Below are 19,408 nucleotides of genomic sequence, written 5' to 3'. Positions count from 1 at the left end.
GGCGGCGCTCAGGCGCTGGCCCCAGTGCTGGGCCGCGCGGCGACCTGCAGGGACCGCGCCTCGCCGATGATCGCGGCCAAAAGCTCCACATGTTGCGCGGCAGAGTAATCCGCCGCGCGGCGCTGGCGCCCATCATCCAGCATCTCTTCCAATTCCATCAACTGCAGCAGCGCCGCCCCGTGCTGCGGCGGGCAGGGTTCGCCCAGCAGCCGCGCCAGATGTGGGCGGCGGCGATACTCGCTGGCCCCGATGCGCGCGGCCCGCACCAAAAGGCGGGGGCGGCGCATCGCGCCAAGGCGGCTGTGTAGGTCTTGCATCGCTCATCTCCCGGATGTGGAACAGGACACGAGCCTTGCACGGGTTTCCCCCATGTTGCCGCTTGGTCAATGTTTGCGTACGCGGCATTCACGTATGTTTATATTTTGTGGATAAGTCTCGTAAATTGCTAAAATCATTAACTTTTACCTAAGATCGCAGCGCGCAGGTTTCAGGTTCACTGTGGAAAACCCTGCAAAATCAGGGCGTAGCTTAGGGGGACTTGTTCAATGATTTCGAGCCAACACCACGCCAAAGACACGGGCCTTCCGGCCTGGGTGCCAGAGATCGCACGGCTTTATCTTGCGCATACCGAAGGGGGGGCGGGCATTCGCGCTTTGGCCCGGAAAGAGGGCTGCCATGCCTCGACGGTGTTGCGGCAGGTGCGACGGATGGAACTGCTGCGGGATGATCCGCTGGTGGATGAGGCGCTGCGCCGACTTGGCGCAACGCGCGGCGCAGGCGTGCCCCATGCCAAGGAGGGCAAAGCGATGAAGACCCCCGAAATCGACGGGACGACACCCGATGCCGCGACCCTGTCGCGCGAGGCGCGCCGGGTGCTGAGGCGGCTGTGCGAAAGCGGAGCAATGCTCGCGGTCGCGGCGGAAATGGACAAGGCGGTGGTGGTGCGCGACGGCGCCGAGGGCGGCTCGGCGCGCACCGCGGTGGTCTCGGCGCCGGTGGCGCAGGCCATGGCGCTCAAGGGCTGGATCCGTTGCGACGCGCCGGGCCGCATCTCGCGCTACCGGATCACCGCGGCGGGGCGCAGCGCGCTGGGGCATCTGCTGGCCGAGCAGGAGAGCCGCCTGCGCGGCTTTGCCGAGGCGCAAGCGGGATTCGAGAGCGGACGCGAGGCCGAGGCCGCGCTGGAAGAAGAAGACGCCGACCCGCGCGGCAAGCGCCGCTTTGCCCTGAGCGAGAGCCCGCTGGCGGTGCTGGCGCGGCGGCGCGACAGGGACGGGCAGCGCTTTCTCGAAGACGGTCTGGTGCGCGCGGGCGAGCGTCTGCGCGAGGATTTCGAACTCGCGCAGATGGGGCCGAGGGTGACGCAGAACTGGGATCAGTTCCTGACCGCCGGGGTGCGCGTCGATGCCGGCGATCTGCCCGCGCAGGGCGGCGATGCGGCCCGCGCGCGCTTTGCCGCCGCGCTGCGTGAACTTGGGCCGGGGCTGGGTCATGCGGCGCTGCGCTGCTGCTGCTACCTTGAAGGGCTGGAAGAGACCGAGCGGCGCATGGGCTGGGCCGCGCGCTCGGGCAAGGTGGTGCTGCGCATCGCGTTGCAACGCCTTCGCAGCCACTACGAGAAAGTGGATGCGGCGGGGGGCGGCCTGATCGGCTGAGCCGGCTCGCGCAGGGATGCCATGCAAAAGGGGCGGTGCCGATCGGCACCGCCCCTTCGTCATTTTGAGCTGTCCCCGCGGGGACAGGCAATTATTCCGCGGCGCGCACCGGCGTGTCGTCGGTGACCGGAATGCCGGGGTAGTCGTCGATATTGCCGCTTTCGAGGTCGGCGGCGGCCTGTTTCACACCGGCAAGATAGTCGGGGTGCACACGGCCCAGAACGGCATACCAGCGCTCGCGCACGCTGTCCGAGACCGGCGCCATGGCACGGGCCATGTTCAGGTGCAGACGCTTGCGCTCGTCATCGCCCAGCACCTCGGCATAAAGCGCGCGGGGCTGCACGTAATCGGCGTCTTTGTCTTCCTGCACATAGCGGTCGGCGTCGCCCGAGATTTTCAGCGGCGGCTCCATCACCGAGGGGTCTGCCTTGGCCGAGTCCTCATATTGGTTCGGCTCGTAGTAAGCGTCGATATGGCCGGTCTGCGGCGGGAAGAACCGCATCGCGCCGTCCTTGTGGTAGTGGTGCACCGGCGATTTCGGGGCGTTGGCCGGCAGCGCCTCGTAGTGGGTGCCAAGGCGATAGCGGTGCGCGTCAGCGTAAGAGAACAGGCGGCCCTGCAGCATCTTGTCCGGCGAGAAGCCGATGCCGGGGATCTTGTTCGACGGCGAGAAGGCCGCGTTCTCGATCATCTGGAAGTAGTTGTCGGGGTTCTTGTTGAACTCCAGCATGCCGACGGGGATCAGCGGGAAGTCCTTGTGCGACCAAACTTTCGTCAGGTCGAACGGGTTGAAGTCCAGCTGTGCCGCCTGCTCCTCTTCCATCACCTGAATGTTCAGCTCCCACTTGGGGAATTTGCCTTCCTCGATCGCGTTGTAGAGATCTTCCTGATAGCTCTCGCGGGTTTCGCCAACGATCTTTTCGGCCTGCTCGTTGGTGTAATTCGCGATCGGCTGCTGGCAGCGGAAGTGGAACTTCACCCAGTAGCGCTCACCCTTGTCGTTGAACATCGAGAAGGTGTGCGAGCCGTAGCCGTGCATATGCATCGGGTTCTTGGGAATGCCGCGGTCCGACATCAGGATGGTCACCTGATGCACCGACTCGGGCTGACCGGCCCAGAAGTCGAACATGGCTTCGGGCGAGCGCAGGTTGGTCTTGGGGTGGCGCTTCTGCGTGCGGATGAAGTCGGGGAACTTGAAGGCGTCACGGATGAAGAAGATCGGGGTGTTGTTGCCCACAACGTCCCAGTTGCCTTCTTCGGTGTAAAACTTGATCGAAAAACCGCGCACGTCGCGCTCGGCGTCGGCTGCGCCTTGCTCGCCGGCCACGGTCGACCAGCGCGAGAGGATGTCGCAGGTATTGCCGACCTTGGAGAACAGCTTGGCGCTGGTGTATTTGCTGATGTCGTGGGTGACGGTGAAGGTGCCCTGCGCGCCCCAGCCCTTGGCGTGCACGACGCGCTCGGGGATGCGCTCGCGGTTCTGGTGGGCCAGCTTCTCGACCAGTTGGTAGTCCTCGAGCAGGACCGGGCCGCGCGGGCCGGCGGTGGCCGAGGTCTCGTTGCTGGGTACCGGTGCGCCGGCCGATGTTGTCAGTCGCTTGCTCATGACGTCCTCCGTGAATGACTTGCTGAGCGTTCAACTAGAGGGCTGCCGATAAGTTCCCAATTGCTGTTTCCTTGCGCTGTGATAAGAAAATGTTATGCCAGTCACCCTGCGCCAGTTGAGCTATTTTAAAGCTCTTGCCGAACAGCGGAACTTCCGCCGTGCCGCTGAAACCTGCCATGTCTCGCAGCCCGCACTTTCAGTGCAAATCCGCGAGCTTGAGGCGGCGCTGAACGGCCCGCTGGTGGAGCGACATGCGCGTGATGTTGTGCTGACGCCCTTTGGGCGCGAGGTGCTCGACAGTGCCGAGCGGGTGCTTTCCGAGATCGCCGGGCTGGAGCAGGCGGCGCGCCGCCGTGCCGGGCTGGCCGGGCGTCTGTCGCTGGGCGTGATCCCGACGATTGCCCCGTATTTCCTGCCCGAAGCGCTGGCCGCGCTGCGCGCCGAGGACATCTCTCTCGATGTCGAGGTCACCGAGGCGAAAACCGAGCGGCTGCTTGCGCAACTGGCAAGCGGCGCGCTGGATGCCGCACTGGTGGCCCTGCCGATCGAGGATGAGGGGATCGAGGTGCTGCCGCTCTTCGAAGACCGTTTCCTGCTGGCGGGCAGCGCCGCGCGGCTCGATCAGATCGCCCGCGTCTCCAGCCCCGAGGGTCTGGCGGAAAGCCAGCTTCTGCTGCTCGAGGATGGCCATTGCCTGACCGATCAGGCGCTGGCGGTCTGCGGACGGGGCAGGGGCAACGCGCGGATCAACATGGGCGCGACCTCGCTGTCGACGCTGTCGCGGCTGGTCGCGGCGGGCTTTGGCCTCACGTTGATGCCCGAGCTGGCGGCGCTGACCGAGTTGCGTGCCTCGCCCGGCATGCGCCTGCGCCGCTTTGCGCGGCCTGAACCGTCGCGGCTCGTGGCACTGGCGCGGCGTGCGTCGAGCCATCAGGAAGGGTGGTTCACCGAGCTTGCCGACATCCTGCAGACGGTGGGCGACGATCTGGTGGCGCGGGTCCGTCAGAGCGACGAGATCGCCGACACGCAGTAAGATCGCAGAAAGAATGGGTCGCAGAAACGGGTATGAAGCCGCGCAGGTAATCTGCGCGGCTTCCTGATCCCTCACGAAACCTCCGTGCTGGCAATGATCGCTGGGGAAACGAGGTGCCTTGGCACGGCCAGAGCCGATATGGGACGTATATGGGATTGAGGCCTTGGGACATTGGGCCCCCATCCGTGGGGATACCCGGCAAGAAAACAATAAACAAATGCCGAGTTACTAAAGCGCTTGGTCGACCGAGCGGGACTCGTACTTACTAATGATTCGAAATGACGTCAGACTGGTAACTGAGGCAGAATACAGGCTTTCGATGCGTAGCCTAGCTTTCATTTTGTGATGTTTCAGAGCGGTAACAGAGGACCTTTCTGCGCTGCCGCAGGGTAATCCCCGGAAATTGTGGGCTAAATTTCGCCTATCTCGTGGCAAAACACCGCTTGGCGCAAACACAGTGTTTCCGAAATGTGAAGTCAGGCGTCTCTTTGGCCCGCAAACTCGGCCAATGCATGCTCTGGCGCTGCGAGAAATTCTGATTCTGCGCTAAGCTGTGGGCGGCTGCGCGAGCCCTTTAGGCGCTTGCGGTCAATGGGTTGAGAGGAGGGAGACAGAGATGACCAAGTGGATCGGAGCCGTGCTGGGGGCAGGGCTGGCGCTGGTGGCGCAGGGGGCTGCCGCGCAGCAAAGCGAAGACGTCAGCTTTGCGCCGGGCAACTACGGCACGATGATCACCGGCATGATCGTCGGGCATGAATATCGCGATTACCGCCTTGGCGCGCAGGCGGGGCAAGAGCTTTTTGTCGATTTGAAAGTTACGCAGACAGATGGTTTTGGCATCGCGTATCTCAATATCCTGCCGCCGGGCAGCGACGATGTGGCGATCTACGTGGGCTCTATGGACGAAGACAGCACCGAAACCGTGCCGCTGCCGGAGGACGGGACCTATACGATCCGGGTCTATCTCATGGGCAACGACCGCGATGCCGGGGCCAGCGTGAGCTATGCGATCGACGTGTCGATCCAGTAGCGCAAGGCTTTCAGCGGGGGCATCGGCGGGGCCCTGCCGTGGGGGCGCGGAAAAACCCGCACAAGATCACGCGGTTGTTGCATTTACGTGAGGTAATCTAGATACTTGCCACGTGGGGGGGAGCGTACGTGAAAGCACGACCCCTCATGGTTGAATGCTTGCGCTGTTTGTAGGTCAACAAATTTCCCATCGGTTTTTCTCGTGAATTGCGAGCATTCAAGCGGGTTCCGGGCCGGGGCACCGGCATGTCGGGGACGTCCGCGCATTTGAATGAGGTTTCGATTTTGAACGACTTGCTTGGGAGAATTACATGAGACCCGACCTACTCACGGCCGCCCTTGCCGGCAGTCTTCTGGCCTTCGGCTCAGCCGCTTGGGCGCAGGATGACGCCGCCGCCAAGCCGAACATCCTGGTTATCTTCGGCGACGACATCGGCCAGACCAACCTGTCGACCTACAGCTTCGGCCTGATGGGCTATACCACGCCCAACATCGACCGGATCGCCACCGAGGGCGCCAAATTCACCGATTATTACGCCGAGCAGAGCTGCACCGCCGGCCGCTCGACCTTCCTCACCGGGCAGTCGACGCTGCGCACCGGTCTTTCGAAAGTGGGCCTGCCGGGCGCAAATGCCGGGCTTCAGGCCAAGGACGTGACGCTCGCGTCGGCGCTCAAGGATCTGGGCTATGCCACTGGCCAGTTCGGCAAGAACCACATGGGCGACCGGGACGAGTTCCTGCCCACCGCGCATGGCTTCGACGAGTTCTTTGGCAACCTTTACCACCTCAATGCCGAGGAAGAGCCGGAGCAGTTCAACTATCCGCAGGACCCGGAATTCCGCGAGCGGTTCGGCCCGCGCGGCGTGTTGCACTCTTATGCTGACGGCGAGATCGAGGACACCGGCCCGCTCACCCGCAAACGCATGGAGACGGTGGATGAGGAAACCGCCGCCGGGGCCATCGACTTCATGACCCGCGCGGTGGAGGCGGGGACGCCGTTCTTCACTTGGTACAACACCACGCGGATGCACTACAAAACCCACGTGCGCGAAGAGAACCGCAGCGAGCCGGGGCTGACCGCGCCGACCGAATATGCCGATGGCATGGTCGAAAATGACGGGGTGGTGGGCACGGTGCTCGACGCGCTCGACGAGCTCGGCGTCGCCGACAACACCATCGTCGTCTACACCACCGACAACGGCCCGCACCAGAACACTTGGCCGGATGCTGGCACCACGCCGTTCCGGTCCGAGAAGAACACCAACTGGGAAGGCGCATACCGCGTGCCTGCGCTGATCCGCTGGCCCGGCGTTATCGAGCCGGGCACGGTCTATACCGAGATGTTCTCGGGGCTCGACTGGTTCCCGACCCTCATGGCCGCGGTGGGCGATACCGACATCAAGGAGCGCCTGCTGGAAGGCACGACCATCAACGGCAAGGAGTACAACAACTACCTTGATGGCTATAACCAGCTCGACTACCTGACCGGCGCCACGGATGAAGGCGCGCGCAACGAGTTCTTCTATCTCAACGACGATGGCGAGATCGTCGGCCTGCGCTACGAGAACTGGAAGGTGGTCTTCAAAGAGCAGCGCATGAAAGGCACCATGGCGGTCTGGGCCGAGCCTTTCACCAACCTGCGTGTGCCCAAGATGTTCGATCTGCGTGCCGACCCCTATGAGCGCGCCGACATCACCTCGAACACCTATTGGGACTGGCTGAGCGATCACGCCTATCTGGTTGCCCCGGCGGCGCAGGAGATCGCCAAGTTCTTCGCCACTTTCGAGGAATATCCGCCGTCGCAGCGCCCGGACAGCTTCTCGATCGACCAGATTCAGGAAGACCTGAACAACAGCCTCGCCAACATGGGCAGCAACTGATCCCATCGCAGCGATCCCGGGCCGGCGGATGACGCCGGACGCCTAACGAGAGCGGGGCTGGCGGCGCGGTTCGCCAGCCCGATTTTAGAAAGGATTGTACATATGCTGCGGTATCTTCTTCCCGCCACGCTCGCCGCGCTGCCGCTGGCCGCCCTTGCCGACCCGCTCCCTTCGTGGAACGACACCGGCGCGAAACAGGCGATCATCGGCTTTGTCGAGAGCGTGACCGATCCGGCCTCCGAGGATTTCGTCCCCGAGCGCGACCGCATCGCCACTTTCGACAATGACGGTACGCTGTGGACCGAGCAGCCGGTCTATTTTCAGGCGCTCTATGCGCTCGACGTGCTGCAGGAGAAGGCCAAGGCCGATCCCGGCATCCTCACCACCGATGCGCTGAAGGCCGGGGCAAAGGGCGATGTGGGCGGCATTCTTGCCACCGGGATGGAGGGTCTGCTGGAGGTGATCAATGTCTCGCATGCGGGGCTCACGGTGGATGAGTTTCAGACCGATGCGCTGGACTGGCTGACCAATTACACCCATCCCACCACGAAAAAGCCCTATGTCGACATGGTTTACCAGCCGATGCTGGAACTGCTCAGCTATCTGCGCGACGAGGGGTTCACCACCTATATCGTCTCGGGCGGCGGCATCGACTTCATTCGCGCCTTTTCCGATCAGGCCTATGGCATCCCGCCGTGGCAGGTGGTCGGCACCGAGGGCAACACCGCCTATGAGGTGGTGGACGGGCTGCCGATGCTGACCAAGAACGGCGGCGTCACCTTCATCGACGACAAAGAGGGCAAGCCGGTCGGCATCGCGCGGCACATCGGGCAAAAGCCGATCTTTGCCGGGGGCAATTCCGACGGCGATTTCGCTATGCTCGAATACACCACCTCGGGCGAGGGGCCGTCGTTTGGCCTGCTGGTGCACCACACCGATGCCGAGCGCGAGTTTGCCTATGACCGCGAGGGCCATATCGGCACGCTGAACCGCGGGCTGGACGAAGGGCCGAACCTTGGCTGGACCATCGTCGACATGGCGCAGGACTGGGCCAAAGTGTTCCCCGGCGACTGAGTTTCGCGGAAAGGTGCGTAAGGTATGGAAGGCATGACTGAAAGCGGCACGCGGGCGCAGATCGACAGCCTGCGCGCCCGTATGGGCGAGGCGATCATCGGCCAGCGCGAGGTGATCGAGCGGTTGCTGATCGGGCTTCTGGCCAATGGCAACCTGCTGGTCGAGGGGCTTCCGGGCCTTGCCAAGACCCGTGCGATCAAGGCGCTGGCGCGCAACCTCGAATGCGATTTTTCCCGCATCCAGTTCACCCCCGATCTGCTGCCCTCGGATGTCACCGGCACCGAGGTCTATTATCAGGGCGAGGGCGGCGGCGAGTTCCGGTTCGAGGCCGGGCCGATCTTTGCCAACCTTGTGCTGGCCGATGAGATCAACCGAGCGCCCGCGAAAGTGCAGGCGGCGCTGCTCGAGGCGATGGAAGAGCGGCAGGTCACCGTGGCGGGCACCACCCATAAGATGGAGCCGCTGTTCATGGTCATGGCCACGCAGAACCCCATCGAGCAAGAGGGCACCTATCCGCTGCCCGAGGCGCAGATGGACCGGTTCCTCATGCATGTGAACATCACCTATCCGCCGGTCGAGGATGAGGTCGAGGTGATCCGGCTGGTGCGGGGCGAAGAGATCGCCGCGCAGCAGGGCGCAGGCAAGGCCGCTGCCGAGGCTCAGGCCCCGATCCCGCAGGAGGCGGTCTTTGCCGCCCGCCGCGAGATCGCCGCGCTGCATGTGGCGCCGGAGATGGAGCGCTATATCGCGGATCTGGTCAACGCCACCCGCGTGCCGTCTGCCTTTGGCGACGATCTCAAGCGCTGGATCGAGGTCGGGGCCAGCCCGCGCGCCTCGCTGGCGCTCGACAAATGCGGGCGCACCCATGCGTGGCTTGCCGGGCGCGATTACGTCGACCCCGAGGACATCCGCGCCGTGGTGCCCGATGTGCTGCGGCACCGGCTTGGGCTGTCCTACGAGGCGCAGGGCGAGGGCATCAGCCCCGATGCGGTGGTGGCCGAGATCGTCCGGCAGGTGGCGCTGCCCTGAGCCGCGCCGAAGGGAGGGATGATGAAAGACCGCGCCGCCCGTATCCGCACCGGCACCCTGCCAAAAGCGCCGCAGGTCTCGGGCGATCCGCGCATTCACACCGATCTGGCCTATCTGCGCAGCCTCGAAGGCCCGGCGCGCGGGCTCAGCTTTTTGCCGCGCCAGCCCGCGCAATCGGTGCTCAACGGACGCCATGCCTCGCGGCTGCGCGGGCGCGGGCTCAACTTCGAGGAGCTGCGCGACTACCTGCCGGGCGATGACATCCGCGCGATCGACTGGAAGGTCACCGCGCGCACCGGCACGCCGCATGTGCGGGTGATGACCGAAGAGCGCGACCGCCCAGCGCTGCTGGTCGTCGATCAGCGCATGTCGATGTTCTTTGGCACGAAACGGTCGATGAAATCCGTCACCGCCGCCGAGGCCGCCGCGATGACCGCCTTTCGCATCCTCGATCAGGGCGACCGGGTGGGCGGCATCGTCTTTGGCGACGAGCTTTTGGCCGAGATCCGCCCGCAGCGCAGCCGCGCCGCGCTCAACCGATTTCTCACCGCGCTGTCGGATGCCAACGCGCTGCTCCATGCCGAGGCGCCCAATGTGCCGCCGCTCGGGCTGACGCAGGTGCTGCGCGCGGTGGCACGGATTGCCAGCCGCAATCACCTGATCGTCGTGCTGAGCGATTTCGACGGGATCGACGCCGAGACCGACCGCATCGTCTCGGGGCTGGCGCGGCACAATGATCTGATCCTCGTGCCGGTGACCGACCCCAGCGCCGGGGAGCTTCCCAAAGGGATGCGTCTTATCGTGACCGATGGCGAGTTGCAGGCCGAGATCGACACCGACGCGCCCGGCGCGCGGCATGGGCTGATCGAGATGTCCAAGGGGCGGCTCGCGGATGTGCTCGACTGGCAGCGGCGTTTTGGTGTCGCGGTGCTGCCGCTCTCGGCGGGCGAGGAGACCCTGCCGCAGATGCGCCGCCTGCTGGGGCTTGGGCCGTGATGAACGAGGACGGCGCCCCCGAAAGCCTTGTGTCGCTAATCGGCCAGCTCGTAGAGCCGCCGCTGCCCGCGCCGGTGCCGCTGACGCCGCAGACATGGGGCTGGGCGGTACTGCTGGTGCTGGTCCTTGCGCTGGCCGCGTGGGGCCTCTGGCGCTGGGCGCGCGTGCATCGCGCCAATGCCTACCGCCGCGAGGCGCTGGGCGCGCTGGCGCAGGCGGGCACGACCGCAGACCTGGCGGTGATCCTGCGTCGCGCTGCGCTGGCAGCTTTCCCGCGCGAGGAGGTGGCCTCGCTGACCGGCACCGCGTGGATCGCCTTTCTTGACCGCACCGGCAGGCGCGCCTTCCCGCAGGCCGCCGGGGCCGAGTTGCGCCGCGCGCCGTACCGCGATGAGGCGGCACCGCCGTCGCCCGAACTGCGCGCCGCCGCCGCGCATTGGCTGCGCGCGCATCGCGTCACACCGGCTCGGGAGGCGCGCGCATGATCTCGCTCGGTCAGCCCTGGATCTTGCTGCTGCTCCCGCTGCCGCTTCTGGTGCGCTGGCTGCTGCCGCCGCACCGCGAGCAAGAGAGCGCGCTGCGCTTTCCGTTCTTCCGCCGCATGACCGAGGCGGCGGGCGCCGAGCCGCGCGCCGGGGCGGTGATCCTGTCGCGCCCGGTGCTCTCGGTGATCACGGCGGCGCTCTGCTGGGCGCTGCTGGTGCTGGCTCTGGCCCGGCCCGAGCGCGTCGGCGCGCCGATCACCATCGAGACCGCCGCCCGCGACGTGGTGCTGGCGATCGACATTTCGGGCTCGATGGACGCGCGCGATTTCGCCGCGCCCGATGGCAGCCGCAAGCAGCGGCTCGCGGCGGTTCGCGACGTTGTCGGCGACTTCGTCGCCGGGCGCGAGGGCGACCGTATGGCGCTGATCGTCTTTGGCTCGGCGGCCTATCTGCAGACCCCGCTCACCGATGATCTGCAGACCGTCACCGAGCTTTTGGGCCGCACCGAGGTTGGCATGGCCGGGCCGCATACCGCGCTTGGCGACGCCATCGGCCTTGCCATCCGCACCTTCGAGAGCAGCGAGATCGATCAGCGGCTGCTGATCCTGCTGTCGGACGGCTCGGACACTGCCAGCCGCATGAGCCCGATCAATGCCGCCGAGATCGCGGCGGACCGGGGTGTCGAGATCTACACCATCGGCGTCGGCGATCCGGACACAACCGGCGAGAACCGCGTCGATCTGGCGACGCTGCAGGCGATCGCGGCGCGAACCGGCGGTGCGTATTTCTTTGCCGAGGATGAGGCGGCGCTGGATGCGGTCTATGCGCGGATCGACGAACTGGCCCCGCGCGAGACCGAAACGCTCTCGTTCCGTCCGCGCCGCTCTCTGGCGTGGGTGCCGATGGGGCTCGCCGCGCTTCTGGGCCTCGCGTCGCTGGCCTATCTGAGCCTGCGCCAACGCTTGCGGGCGCGCGGCAGGGCGGAGGCCGTGTGATGGGGGAGTTTGCCTTCTTCTTCGAGGCCTTCCATTTTCTGCGTCCGCTCTGGCTGGTGCCGATCCCGCTGGTGCTGGCGGTGTGGTGGTGGGTGCGCCGGGCCGGGCGCGGGCGCGAGATACAGGCCGAGGGCATTGCGCCGCATCTGCGCGCGGCGCTGACCGTGGGGCGCAGCCATCGGCGGCGCGTCACGCCGGTCGACAGCGTGGCGGCGATCCTCGTCTTTGCGCTGCTGGGGGCCGCCGGGCCCACGTGGTCGCGCCAGCCCGATCCTTTCGCGGCGCAATCGGCGCCCGCCGCCGTGGTGCTGGCCGTGACGCCGGGGATGGAGAGCACCGACATCGCCCCGTCGCGGCTGGAGCGGGGCAAGCAGAAGATCCGCGACTTCCTGCAGCTGCGGGCCGGGGCGCGCACGGCGCTTCTGGCCTATGCGGGCACCGCGCATGTGGTGCTGCCGATGACAGAGGATGCGCAGGTGGTGCTGCCCTATCTCGAAGGGCTCTCGCCCGAGATCATGCCCAAGGAGGGCGCGGTGGCGGGCGAGGCTTTGGCGCTGGCCGAGGCGCTGCTGGCCGAAGAGGACGCGCCGGGCGGCATTCTTTTTGTCACCGACAGCCTCGACCCGGCGGATGTGGCCGCGCTCAACGCCAGCCCGCGGCCGCTGGCGGTGCTGTCGCTGCGGCCCGAGGGCAGTCGCGACCGCGGGCTGGATGCGCTTTCGGTGCCGGTGGTGGACGTGAGCCCCGATGCCAGCGATGTGCGGCGGCTCGACGGGCTGCTCAACGCCGCCTACCGCCGGGCGCAACTCGATAACGTCGAACAGCCTTGGGAGGACCGCGCGCATTGGCTGGCATGGCCCGCAGCGGCGCTGCTGCTGCTGTGGTTCCGCCGCGGCTGGACCATGCGCTGGGGCATCGTCGCGGCGCTGGCGCTGCTGGTGCCGCCGCAGGGCGCGCGGGCCGAGGGCATCGCCGATTGGTTCCTCACTCCGGATCAGCAGGGGCGGCTGGCCTTCGAGAACAAGCATTTCGAGCGCGCCGCCGAGCTTTTTGTCGATCCGCTCTGGCGCGGAATCGCGCTCTATAAGGACGGGCAATATGCCGAGGCGATCGAGGTGCTGAACCGGGTGGAGACGGCGCAGGCGGCCTCGCTTCAGGGTCTGGCGCAGATCAAGTCGCGCAGCTACCGCGATGGGGTGCGGGCCTTCGAGACGGCGCTGGAGCGCGACCCGGACTATCCGGGCGCGGCGCAGAACCTTGAGACGGCGCAGCACATCGTGACCTATGTCGAAAATGCGCAGGCGCAGTCGGACACCGGCGAGGAGCGCGGCGAGGGCGCCGACGAAGAGGTGTACGACAATGAAAGCGGGCAGGGCGAAGAGACGCTGCGCGCCCGCTCGGAAGAGGGCGGCGCCACCTTGCTGACCGCCGATGAGTGGATGAACACGGTCGACACGCGCACGGGGGATTTCCTGCGGATGCGCTTTGCGCTCGAGGCGGCGTCTGTGCCGCAGACCCCGGTGCAGCCTGAGGACGCGGAGGCAGAGCAATGATCCGCTGGCTGCTGCGCGTTCTGACTGTGTGGCTCGCCGTGGCGCTGGTGGTGCCCGCTGCCGCGCAGGAGGCAGACGCGCCGCAGCTGCGGGTGGATTTTCCCGAGGATGCCGCGATCCCTGGCCAGCCACTCAGCCTGCGCCTGACGGTGCTGGTGCCGACCTTCATGCCCAAGCCGCCAGTCTGGCCCAGCTTCGAAGCGCCCAACCTGCTGGTGCGCCTGCCCGGACGGGCGACCAATCCGACCTCGGAGCGGGTGAACGGCGAGACATGGGCAGGCGTGAGCCGGCGCTACACGATCTCTCCGATGGTGCCGGGCAGTTTCACCCTGCCGCCGCAGGATATTCTGATCACATGGCAGGACCCCGAAACCGGCGCCCCGCGCGAGAGCCGCCTGCCGACCCCGCCCATCGCCTTTTCTGGCGAGGTGCCCGAGGGGGCCGAGGGGCTTGATCCTTTCATCGCCGCCGCGGACCTGACGCTGACGCAGGAGATCGAGGGCGAGCTGGCCATGGTTCCGGGCAACAGCCTGACGCGGCGGCTGACGGTGGAGGTGCAGGGCGTCTCTCCGATGTTCCTGCCGCAGATGCTGGAGCCTGCGGGCCTGCCGGGGCTGGCGGCCTATCCCGATGCGCCGCAGCTGTCCGAAACCGAAGAGCGCGGCCTTGTCAGTGGCAGCCGCACCGAGAGCATCACCTATGTGGCCGAAGCAGGCGGCGGTGGCGCGCTGCCCGAGGTGCGGCTGGAGTGGTATGATATCGACGATGGTGCGGTAAAGACCGCCACCGCCGAAGCGCTAACGCTGGAGGTGGATGGCCCGCCGCCCGAACGCGATGCGCCGCGCGACTGGCGGCTGCTGGCGCTGCTTGCGGGCTTGGTGCTGCTGGGCGCGCTGGCCCTATTTGCGGTGCTGCGGTGGCTTCTGCCGGTGTTGCGCGCGCGGCGGCAGGACCGGCAGGCGCGGCGGCTTGCCTCGGAGGTCTACGCATGGCGCGGGCTGCAGCGGGTGATTGCGCGCCGCGACCATCAGGCCCTGCGCCCGGCGCTCGATCTCTGGGCGGGCCGGGTCGCCGGTTCCGATCCGCGCCGCGCGCCCGAGGTCGAGGCCGCGCTGCTGCTGCTTGGCGCGGCGCGCTACGGCACCGCTTCGGGAGCCGCCGAGCAGGGCTGGGCCAAGGACTGGGCGGGCCTGCAGCGCGCGCTGTCGCAGGCGCGCGCCGCTGCCGCGGTGCCGGGCCGTAGCTTTGCGCTGCCGCCGCTGAACCCCGGGCGCGCCTGAGAACGGCGCGCCAAGCGCCCGTCAGCGGCCTTGCGGCACGCCGGGCAGGGCGCAGAGCATCTCGTAGAGGAAATTCGCCGCGATCACCGCGGTGTTGCCCGAAGGGTCATAGGGCGGCGAGACCTCGACCAGATCGCAGCCCACGAGGTTCAGCCCCGCGCAGCCGCGGATGATCTCGAGCCCCTGCATTGTGGTCAGCCCGCCCACCTCGACGGTACCGGTGCCGGGCGCAAAGGCCGGGTCGAGACTGTCGATATCGTAGGAGAGATAAACCGGCGCATCGCCGATCTTGGCACGGATCTCGGCCATCAGCGGGCTCAGCGACTTGTGCCAGCACTCTTCGGCCTGAATGCAGGTCCAGCCCTGCCTGCGGCCCCAGTCGAAATCATCGGCGGCATAGCCGGTGCCGCGCAGGCCGATCTGGAACACTTTGTCGTTCTGCAGGCAGCCCTCTTCCCACGCCCGGCGGAACGGGCAGCCATGCGCGGCGGTCTCGCCGAACATCTCTTCGTTGGTGTCGGAATGGGCGTCCACATGGATCAGCGCCACCGGGCCGTGACGTTCCTTGATGGCGCGCAGGATCGGCCATGTGAGCGTGTGATCGCCGCCCAGCGTCAGCGGCACCACGCCATGCGCCAGCACGCCGCGATAGTGCTCGGCGATGATTTCCACCGATTTCTTCAGATCATAGAGGTTGATCGGCACATCGCCGATGTCGGCCACCTGCAGATGCTCGAAAGGCGCGGCGCCGGTGGCCATATTGTAAGGGCGGATCATCCGGCTTTCGTCGCGGATCTGGCGCGGGCCAAGCCTTGTGCCGGGTCGGTTGGAGGTGCCGATATCCATCGGGATGCCGAGGAAGCAGGCGTCGAGCCCTTCGGCGCTCTCGGCGGCGGGCAGGCGCATCATCGTCGCCGGGCCGCCGGTGCGGGGCATGGCGTTGCCGCTGAGCGGCTGGTTGAGCTGGCGCTCGGTCATCTCGGTCTCCTTGCATTTGGCCCGGGGCGTGGCGCGGCTGGCGGGCCGCCCTTGGGTCTCGGCGTAACCGCTTTGACGGGCGAGGGAAACGGGCATCGCGCATCGCGGCGCGAGGTCAGCCTCCGGGCGGGCCTGAAAGCTTGCGGCAGGTCAATGTGGCGTCACACAAACCCGTCTAGGATGGCGGCGAAACCCGGAGAAGAGCCATGACGCAAACCCAGACAGTGGCCTTCCTGTCGTCCGGCGCGGCCTTCGAGGCGGGAGCAACGGAGCCGGTGGAGGTGGTCGAGACCCACGGCGCCTATGTCTTCCTTTGCGGCGATACCGCGCTGAAACTGAAGCGCGCGGTCACCTATGACTACATGGACCTGAGCACCGTCGAGCTGCGCCATGAGATGCTGTTGCGCGAGTTGGACCTCAACGCGCCCGCCGCGCCGCAGATCTACCGCGACGTTCTGCCGGTGACGCGCGGCGCGCGCGGGCTGCAGCTTGGCGGCAGTGGTCCGGTGGTGGATTGGGTGCTGCGCATGTGGCGCTTTCCTGCGGAGGAGGAGTTTGAGGCCATCGCCGCGCGCTGCGCTTTTGACGATGCGTTGGCGCTGCAGACCGGCGCGGCGATCGCGCGCTACCACGCGGCAGCGCCGGAGCGGCGCGTGTCTGGCCGCAGGCTCATCGCCGAGATACTGGCCGAGCTTGACCGGGTGCTCGCCGAGTTCGCGCAGGCCCCCGGAACCGAGACACTGGGAACCGAGGCTTTGCCCGAATGGCAGGCGGCGGCGCGCGCGGCGCTGGCAGAGCAGGGCGACGTGCTGGAGGCGCGCGGCGCGGCAGGCCACGTGCGCCGTGCTCATGGCGATCTGCACCTGCGCAACCTCGTGCGCATCGACGGCCAGCCGGTGCTGTTCGACGCCTTGGAATTCGACGAGACCTTGGGCACCTGCGATGTGCTCTACGACGTGGCGTTTCTGGTCATGGACCTGTGCCATCGCGGGCTGCCGCGGCAGGCCTGCCGGGTGCTCGACGCATGGCTGCGCGAGGCGCGAGGCGCCGAGGATGCGGGCCTTGCGGCCTTGCCGCTGTTTCTATCGGTCCGGGCGGCGATCCGCGCCATGGTGCTATTGCAGACCGACGCGGCGCGGCGGCGCATTGGCGCGAGTGCGGCCGAGGTGTCGTCTTATCTCTCGCTTGCGGTGCGGGCGCTGCACCCGCCAGCCGCCGTTCTGCTCGCGGTGGGCGGCTTTTCTGGCAGCGGCAAAAGCGTTCTGGCCCGCGCACTTGCGCCCGGTCTAGGGGCCTTGCCCGGCGCGGTGCTGCTGTCCTCGGATCTCGAGCGCAAACAGGGGCGGAGCGCAGGGCGGCTGGGTGCTGAAAACTACGCCTTGGGCCGGCGCGAGGCGGTCTATGAACGCATGTTGGAGCGGGCCGCGGTGCTGCTGGCGGCAGGGCAATCGGTGGTTCTGGATGCGACCTTCACCGACCCGGCACTGCGCAGAGCCGCCGGGGCAGTCGCCCAAGAGGCAGGGGCCGGGTTCCACGGGCTCTGGCTGGAGGCTCCGGTGCCGGTGCTGGAGGCACGGGTCGCCGCCCGCCATGGCGATGCCTCCGACGCGGATGTTTCCGTGCTGCGGGCGCAGATCGCGCGCGGCGCCGGTGATCTGGACGAAGGGGTGGCCGGAGCAAGCGTTTGGCACCGTCTCGACGCCTCGGCCACGCCTGCCGAGACCCTTGCGGGCGCGCGCCGGGTGCTCGGCAAGAGACTGTCCGGCAAGCCCGGCGCTGATGGGTGACCCCTCACACCGGACTTGCCTGCCGTGTCACTTGCTTCGCCGAGGCGGCTTGCCGCGCGAGGCGGGCCGCCGTGCGTCATTGTCCGCCTCGGCATTGCGCCAGCCGTCCGCGCCGCGGCTTTGACTGCGCCCTCTGGGCGGCAGGGCGTGAATGTCGCCCGCGCCGCTCTCGCTGCAGCCCGCCATCTGCTGCAGCGTGGTGAAATCGGCGATCTCCACCCGGTCCGGCTTTGGCAGGCGAATGGCGCCGCCGTCCTGCAACTGTCGCAACGAGCGGCAGAGCGTCTCGACCGTCATGTCGAGCAAGGAGGCAAGATCGCGCCGCGAAAGCTGGACGTGCAGCGCGGCCTCGATCTCGGCACCGTTCAGCAATTCCTCCACCAGCCAGAGCGCCACCCGTTGCAGGGTGTTTCTGCCGCGCATGTTGATCAGAAATAACTGCATCTGTTCAAGCTGGTAGAGCGTCGTCTTCATGTACGACTGGAAGTGCTGCGGGCGCTCCGTCAAGAAGCTCTCCCACGCCTTCTGCGGCATCCAGCAGATCTCTGACGCCGTCGCCGTCTGCCACGAAAACCGGCTGGGCGCATTCCTTGCGACGCTGACGAGCTGACCACTTCGCAGCACCTGCAGAAGATGTTCTTCGCCACTTTCGGTGAGGGTTTGCAGCTTGATCAGCCCGCTGGCGATGACGCCGACCCGGTCGCAGCTATCGCCCTGCGCCACAAGTTCGGTGTCCTGCGGATAGAGCGTCCGCGCGCTATGTGCTGAAAATGCATTAACTGAATCCGGGTCCAGCAAACTGCAGAACCCTCCCTCCCGCGCCGCGCAATTTCGACAGCGAGACGCGGTAAACTCCCGTTCCAAAACGCGTGTCTGCACAGGTTCCCCCCCTTTGCGTACCACTTGCGTCTCTATGGTTTCCGAGAATCGAATATGATGTCATGAAGAGATTTTTGCAGATTTGTGTAATCTACCCGACAGAAGCGGTACCGAGCGGGCGCTGCCCGGGCAGGGGCGCCGCCGACCATGGCTCGGAACGGAGAAAGCCGGGTCGGCGGCGACGTTCGCGGTATCCGGCATGCGAACCGGAAGAGCTTGGGGACGCCTGAGCCGCGAACACCTCAACTATGCACGCATCCGCAGGGCAGATCATTGACGGCAGTCAACGCGGCAAGAGGGCACGCGGCGCGTTAAACTGGGTCATTGAAGGCGGTTGCGCGCACGCAGGGTCGTGGCTGCTGCGCTGCGTGCGACCTGCACATCGCCGGTGAAGACATAGCCGACGCCGCGCACCGATCGGATCAGATTGACCACATCGGGTGAGGTGCCGAGCTTGCGCCGCAGGCGGGCCACATGGCCGTCGATGGTGCGATCCTCGGGCGACCAGTCGCGCCCGTGCAGGCTCTGGGAGATCTCATCCCGGCTCAGGATGCGGCCCGGGTGGCGCACGAAAAGCTCCAGCAATTTCAGCTCGATACCGGTGAGGTCCACGGGCGTTCCATCGAAATGCTGCACGATGCCGCGCTCTGGGTCGAAGACCGTGTGATCGAAAAGCAGGTTGTCGTGGCCCGAAAGCTCACGGCCATATAGCTCCAGCGTGCGGCGCACCCGAAGCACGACCTCGCGGATGTGGAAGGGTTTTGCGATGTAATCATCAGCCCCCGATTCCAGCCCCCGAATACGGTCGTAAGCGCCGGTGCGGCCCGAGATCATCAGGATCGGGATGTTCCAGCTCGCCCGCAATGTTCGGGCCAGTTCAAGGCCATCGTCCTGACCATGCACCAGATCCAGTGTGACGAGATCGATGGAATGGGTTTTGAGCGCCTCGAACATGGCCGAAGGGCTTTGCGCCACATGCACCGTCCAGCCTTCAGCTTCGAACCCCTTTCGGAGAATCTCAAGCACGGCTGTCTCGTCGTCAACGACGAGAATATTCACGGCACCCATAACGCGTCTCCAAGATAGCACTTTTAAATTAACAGAACTCAGTGGGAGAAATGCGTAAATTCTAAAAATCCAATGTGTTTT

The 19,408-nt window shown here is 66.4% G+C and carries 17 protein-coding genes; 12 read left to right on the top strand and 5 right to left on the bottom strand.

Annotated elements, in window-relative coordinates; all coding sequences use genetic code 11:
* Nucleotides 1-8: 8 nt before the first annotated feature.
* Nucleotides 9-317: a DUF6477 family protein gene (locus AYJ57_RS02295; RefSeq protein ID WP_066100631.1), complete on the bottom strand. Its 309-nt coding sequence runs from the start codon at nt 315-317 to the stop codon at nt 9-11.
* 228 nt (nt 318-545) lie between these two features.
* On the opposite strand from AYJ57_RS02295, the gene AYJ57_RS02290 reads away from it, so the two are divergent.
* Nucleotides 546-1,655 carry a DUF6456 domain-containing protein gene (locus tag AYJ57_RS02290; RefSeq protein ID WP_066100628.1) on the top strand — a complete coding sequence of 370 codons (1,110 nt, stop codon included), beginning with the start codon at nt 546-548 and terminating at the stop codon, nt 1,653-1,655.
* 91 nt (nt 1,656-1,746) lie between these two features.
* Here AYJ57_RS02290 and AYJ57_RS02285 read toward each other — a convergent pair whose 3' ends face one another.
* On the bottom strand, nt 1,747-3,261 hold the full coding sequence (locus tag AYJ57_RS02285) for a catalase (protein ID WP_066100625.1): 1,515 nt from the start codon (nt 3,259-3,261) through the stop codon (nt 1,747-1,749).
* A 94-nt stretch (nt 3,262-3,355) separates the two neighbouring features.
* Here AYJ57_RS02285 and AYJ57_RS02280 point away from each other — a divergent pair, with 94 nt between their 5' ends.
* The 10 genes from AYJ57_RS02280 to AYJ57_RS02235 all read left to right on the top strand — a co-directional run bounded on the left by AYJ57_RS02280 (nt 3,356) and on the right by AYJ57_RS02235 (nt 14,615).
* Nucleotides 3,356-4,294 carry a LysR substrate-binding domain-containing protein gene (locus tag AYJ57_RS02280; RefSeq protein WP_066100622.1) on the top strand — a complete coding sequence of 313 codons (939 nt, stop codon included), beginning with the start codon at nt 3,356-3,358 and terminating at the stop codon, nt 4,292-4,294.
* Nucleotides 4,295-4,910: 616 nt separating this feature from the next.
* Nucleotides 4,911-5,324: a hypothetical protein gene (locus AYJ57_RS02275; protein ID WP_066100619.1), complete on the top strand. Its 414-nt coding sequence runs from the start codon at nt 4,911-4,913 to the stop codon at nt 5,322-5,324.
* Nucleotides 5,325-5,634: 310 nt separating this feature from the next.
* Nucleotides 5,635-7,203 carry an arylsulfatase gene (locus tag AYJ57_RS02270; protein WP_066100616.1) on the top strand — a complete coding sequence of 523 codons (1,569 nt, stop codon included), beginning with the start codon at nt 5,635-5,637 and terminating at the stop codon, nt 7,201-7,203.
* Between the two features lie 102 nt (nt 7,204-7,305).
* The gene (locus AYJ57_RS02265) at nt 7,306-8,277 is read left to right on the top strand and encodes an HAD family hydrolase (protein WP_066100613.1); all 972 of its coding nucleotides are present in this window, start codon (nt 7,306-7,308) and stop codon (nt 8,275-8,277) included.
* 24 nt (nt 8,278-8,301) lie between these two features.
* Complete coding sequence (locus AYJ57_RS02260) at nt 8,302-9,306, top strand: AAA family ATPase (RefSeq protein WP_066100610.1); 1,005 nt, start codon at nt 8,302-8,304, stop codon at nt 9,304-9,306.
* Between the two features lie 18 nt (nt 9,307-9,324).
* Complete coding sequence (locus AYJ57_RS02255; protein ID WP_237220183.1) at nt 9,325-10,302, top strand: DUF58 domain-containing protein; 978 nt, start codon at nt 9,325-9,327, stop codon at nt 10,300-10,302.
* The gene (locus AYJ57_RS02250) at nt 10,302-10,787 is read left to right on the top strand and encodes a DUF4381 domain-containing protein (RefSeq protein ID WP_066100601.1); all 486 of its coding nucleotides are present in this window, start codon (nt 10,302-10,304) and stop codon (nt 10,785-10,787) included. The genes AYJ57_RS02255 and AYJ57_RS02250 overlap by 1 nt, the downstream gene beginning before the upstream one ends.
* The gene (locus tag AYJ57_RS02245; RefSeq protein WP_066100597.1) at nt 10,784-11,782 is read left to right on the top strand and encodes a VWA domain-containing protein; all 999 of its coding nucleotides are present in this window, start codon (nt 10,784-10,786) and stop codon (nt 11,780-11,782) included. Before AYJ57_RS02250 ends, AYJ57_RS02245 begins: the two co-directional genes overlap by 4 nt.
* Nucleotides 11,782-13,335 carry a VWA domain-containing protein gene (locus AYJ57_RS02240; protein WP_066100594.1) on the top strand — a complete coding sequence of 518 codons (1,554 nt, stop codon included), beginning with the start codon at nt 11,782-11,784 and terminating at the stop codon, nt 13,333-13,335. The genes AYJ57_RS02245 and AYJ57_RS02240 overlap by 1 nt, the downstream gene beginning before the upstream one ends.
* Nucleotides 13,332-14,615 (top strand): BatD family protein, encoded by a 1,284-nt coding sequence (locus AYJ57_RS02235; protein WP_066100591.1) that lies wholly within the window; start codon nt 13,332-13,334, stop codon nt 14,613-14,615. The genes AYJ57_RS02240 and AYJ57_RS02235 overlap by 4 nt, the downstream gene beginning before the upstream one ends.
* Nucleotides 14,616-14,636: 21 nt before the next feature.
* On the opposite strand, the gene speB is transcribed toward AYJ57_RS02235, so the two are convergent.
* On the bottom strand, nt 14,637-15,593 hold the full coding sequence (gene speB / locus AYJ57_RS02230) for an agmatinase (RefSeq protein WP_066100588.1): 957 nt from the start codon (nt 15,591-15,593) through the stop codon (nt 14,637-14,639).
* Between the two features lie 206 nt (nt 15,594-15,799).
* Here speB and AYJ57_RS02225 point away from each other — a divergent pair, with 206 nt between their 5' ends.
* Entirely contained in the window at nt 15,800-17,380 is a 1,581-nt protein-coding gene (locus AYJ57_RS02225) for a bifunctional aminoglycoside phosphotransferase/ATP-binding protein (RefSeq protein WP_066100583.1), read from the top strand.
* Between the two features lie 27 nt (nt 17,381-17,407).
* Here AYJ57_RS02225 and AYJ57_RS02220 read toward each other — a convergent pair whose 3' ends face one another.
* Nucleotides 17,408-18,178, bottom strand: coding sequence for a Crp/Fnr family transcriptional regulator (locus AYJ57_RS02220; RefSeq protein ID WP_157373911.1), 771 nt, complete (start codon nt 18,176-18,178; stop codon nt 17,408-17,410).
* Between the two features lie 402 nt (nt 18,179-18,580).
* Nucleotides 18,581-19,327 (bottom strand): response regulator transcription factor, encoded by a 747-nt coding sequence (locus tag AYJ57_RS02215; RefSeq protein WP_066100578.1) that lies wholly within the window; start codon nt 19,325-19,327, stop codon nt 18,581-18,583.
* Nucleotides 19,328-19,408: the final 81 nt, after the last annotated feature.

This window comes from Salipiger sp. CCB-MM3 (assembly GCF_001687105.1).
Lineage (GTDB): Bacteria > Pseudomonadota > Alphaproteobacteria > Rhodobacterales > Rhodobacteraceae > Salipiger.
This window is presented reverse-complemented; position numbering and strand designations above follow the sequence as displayed.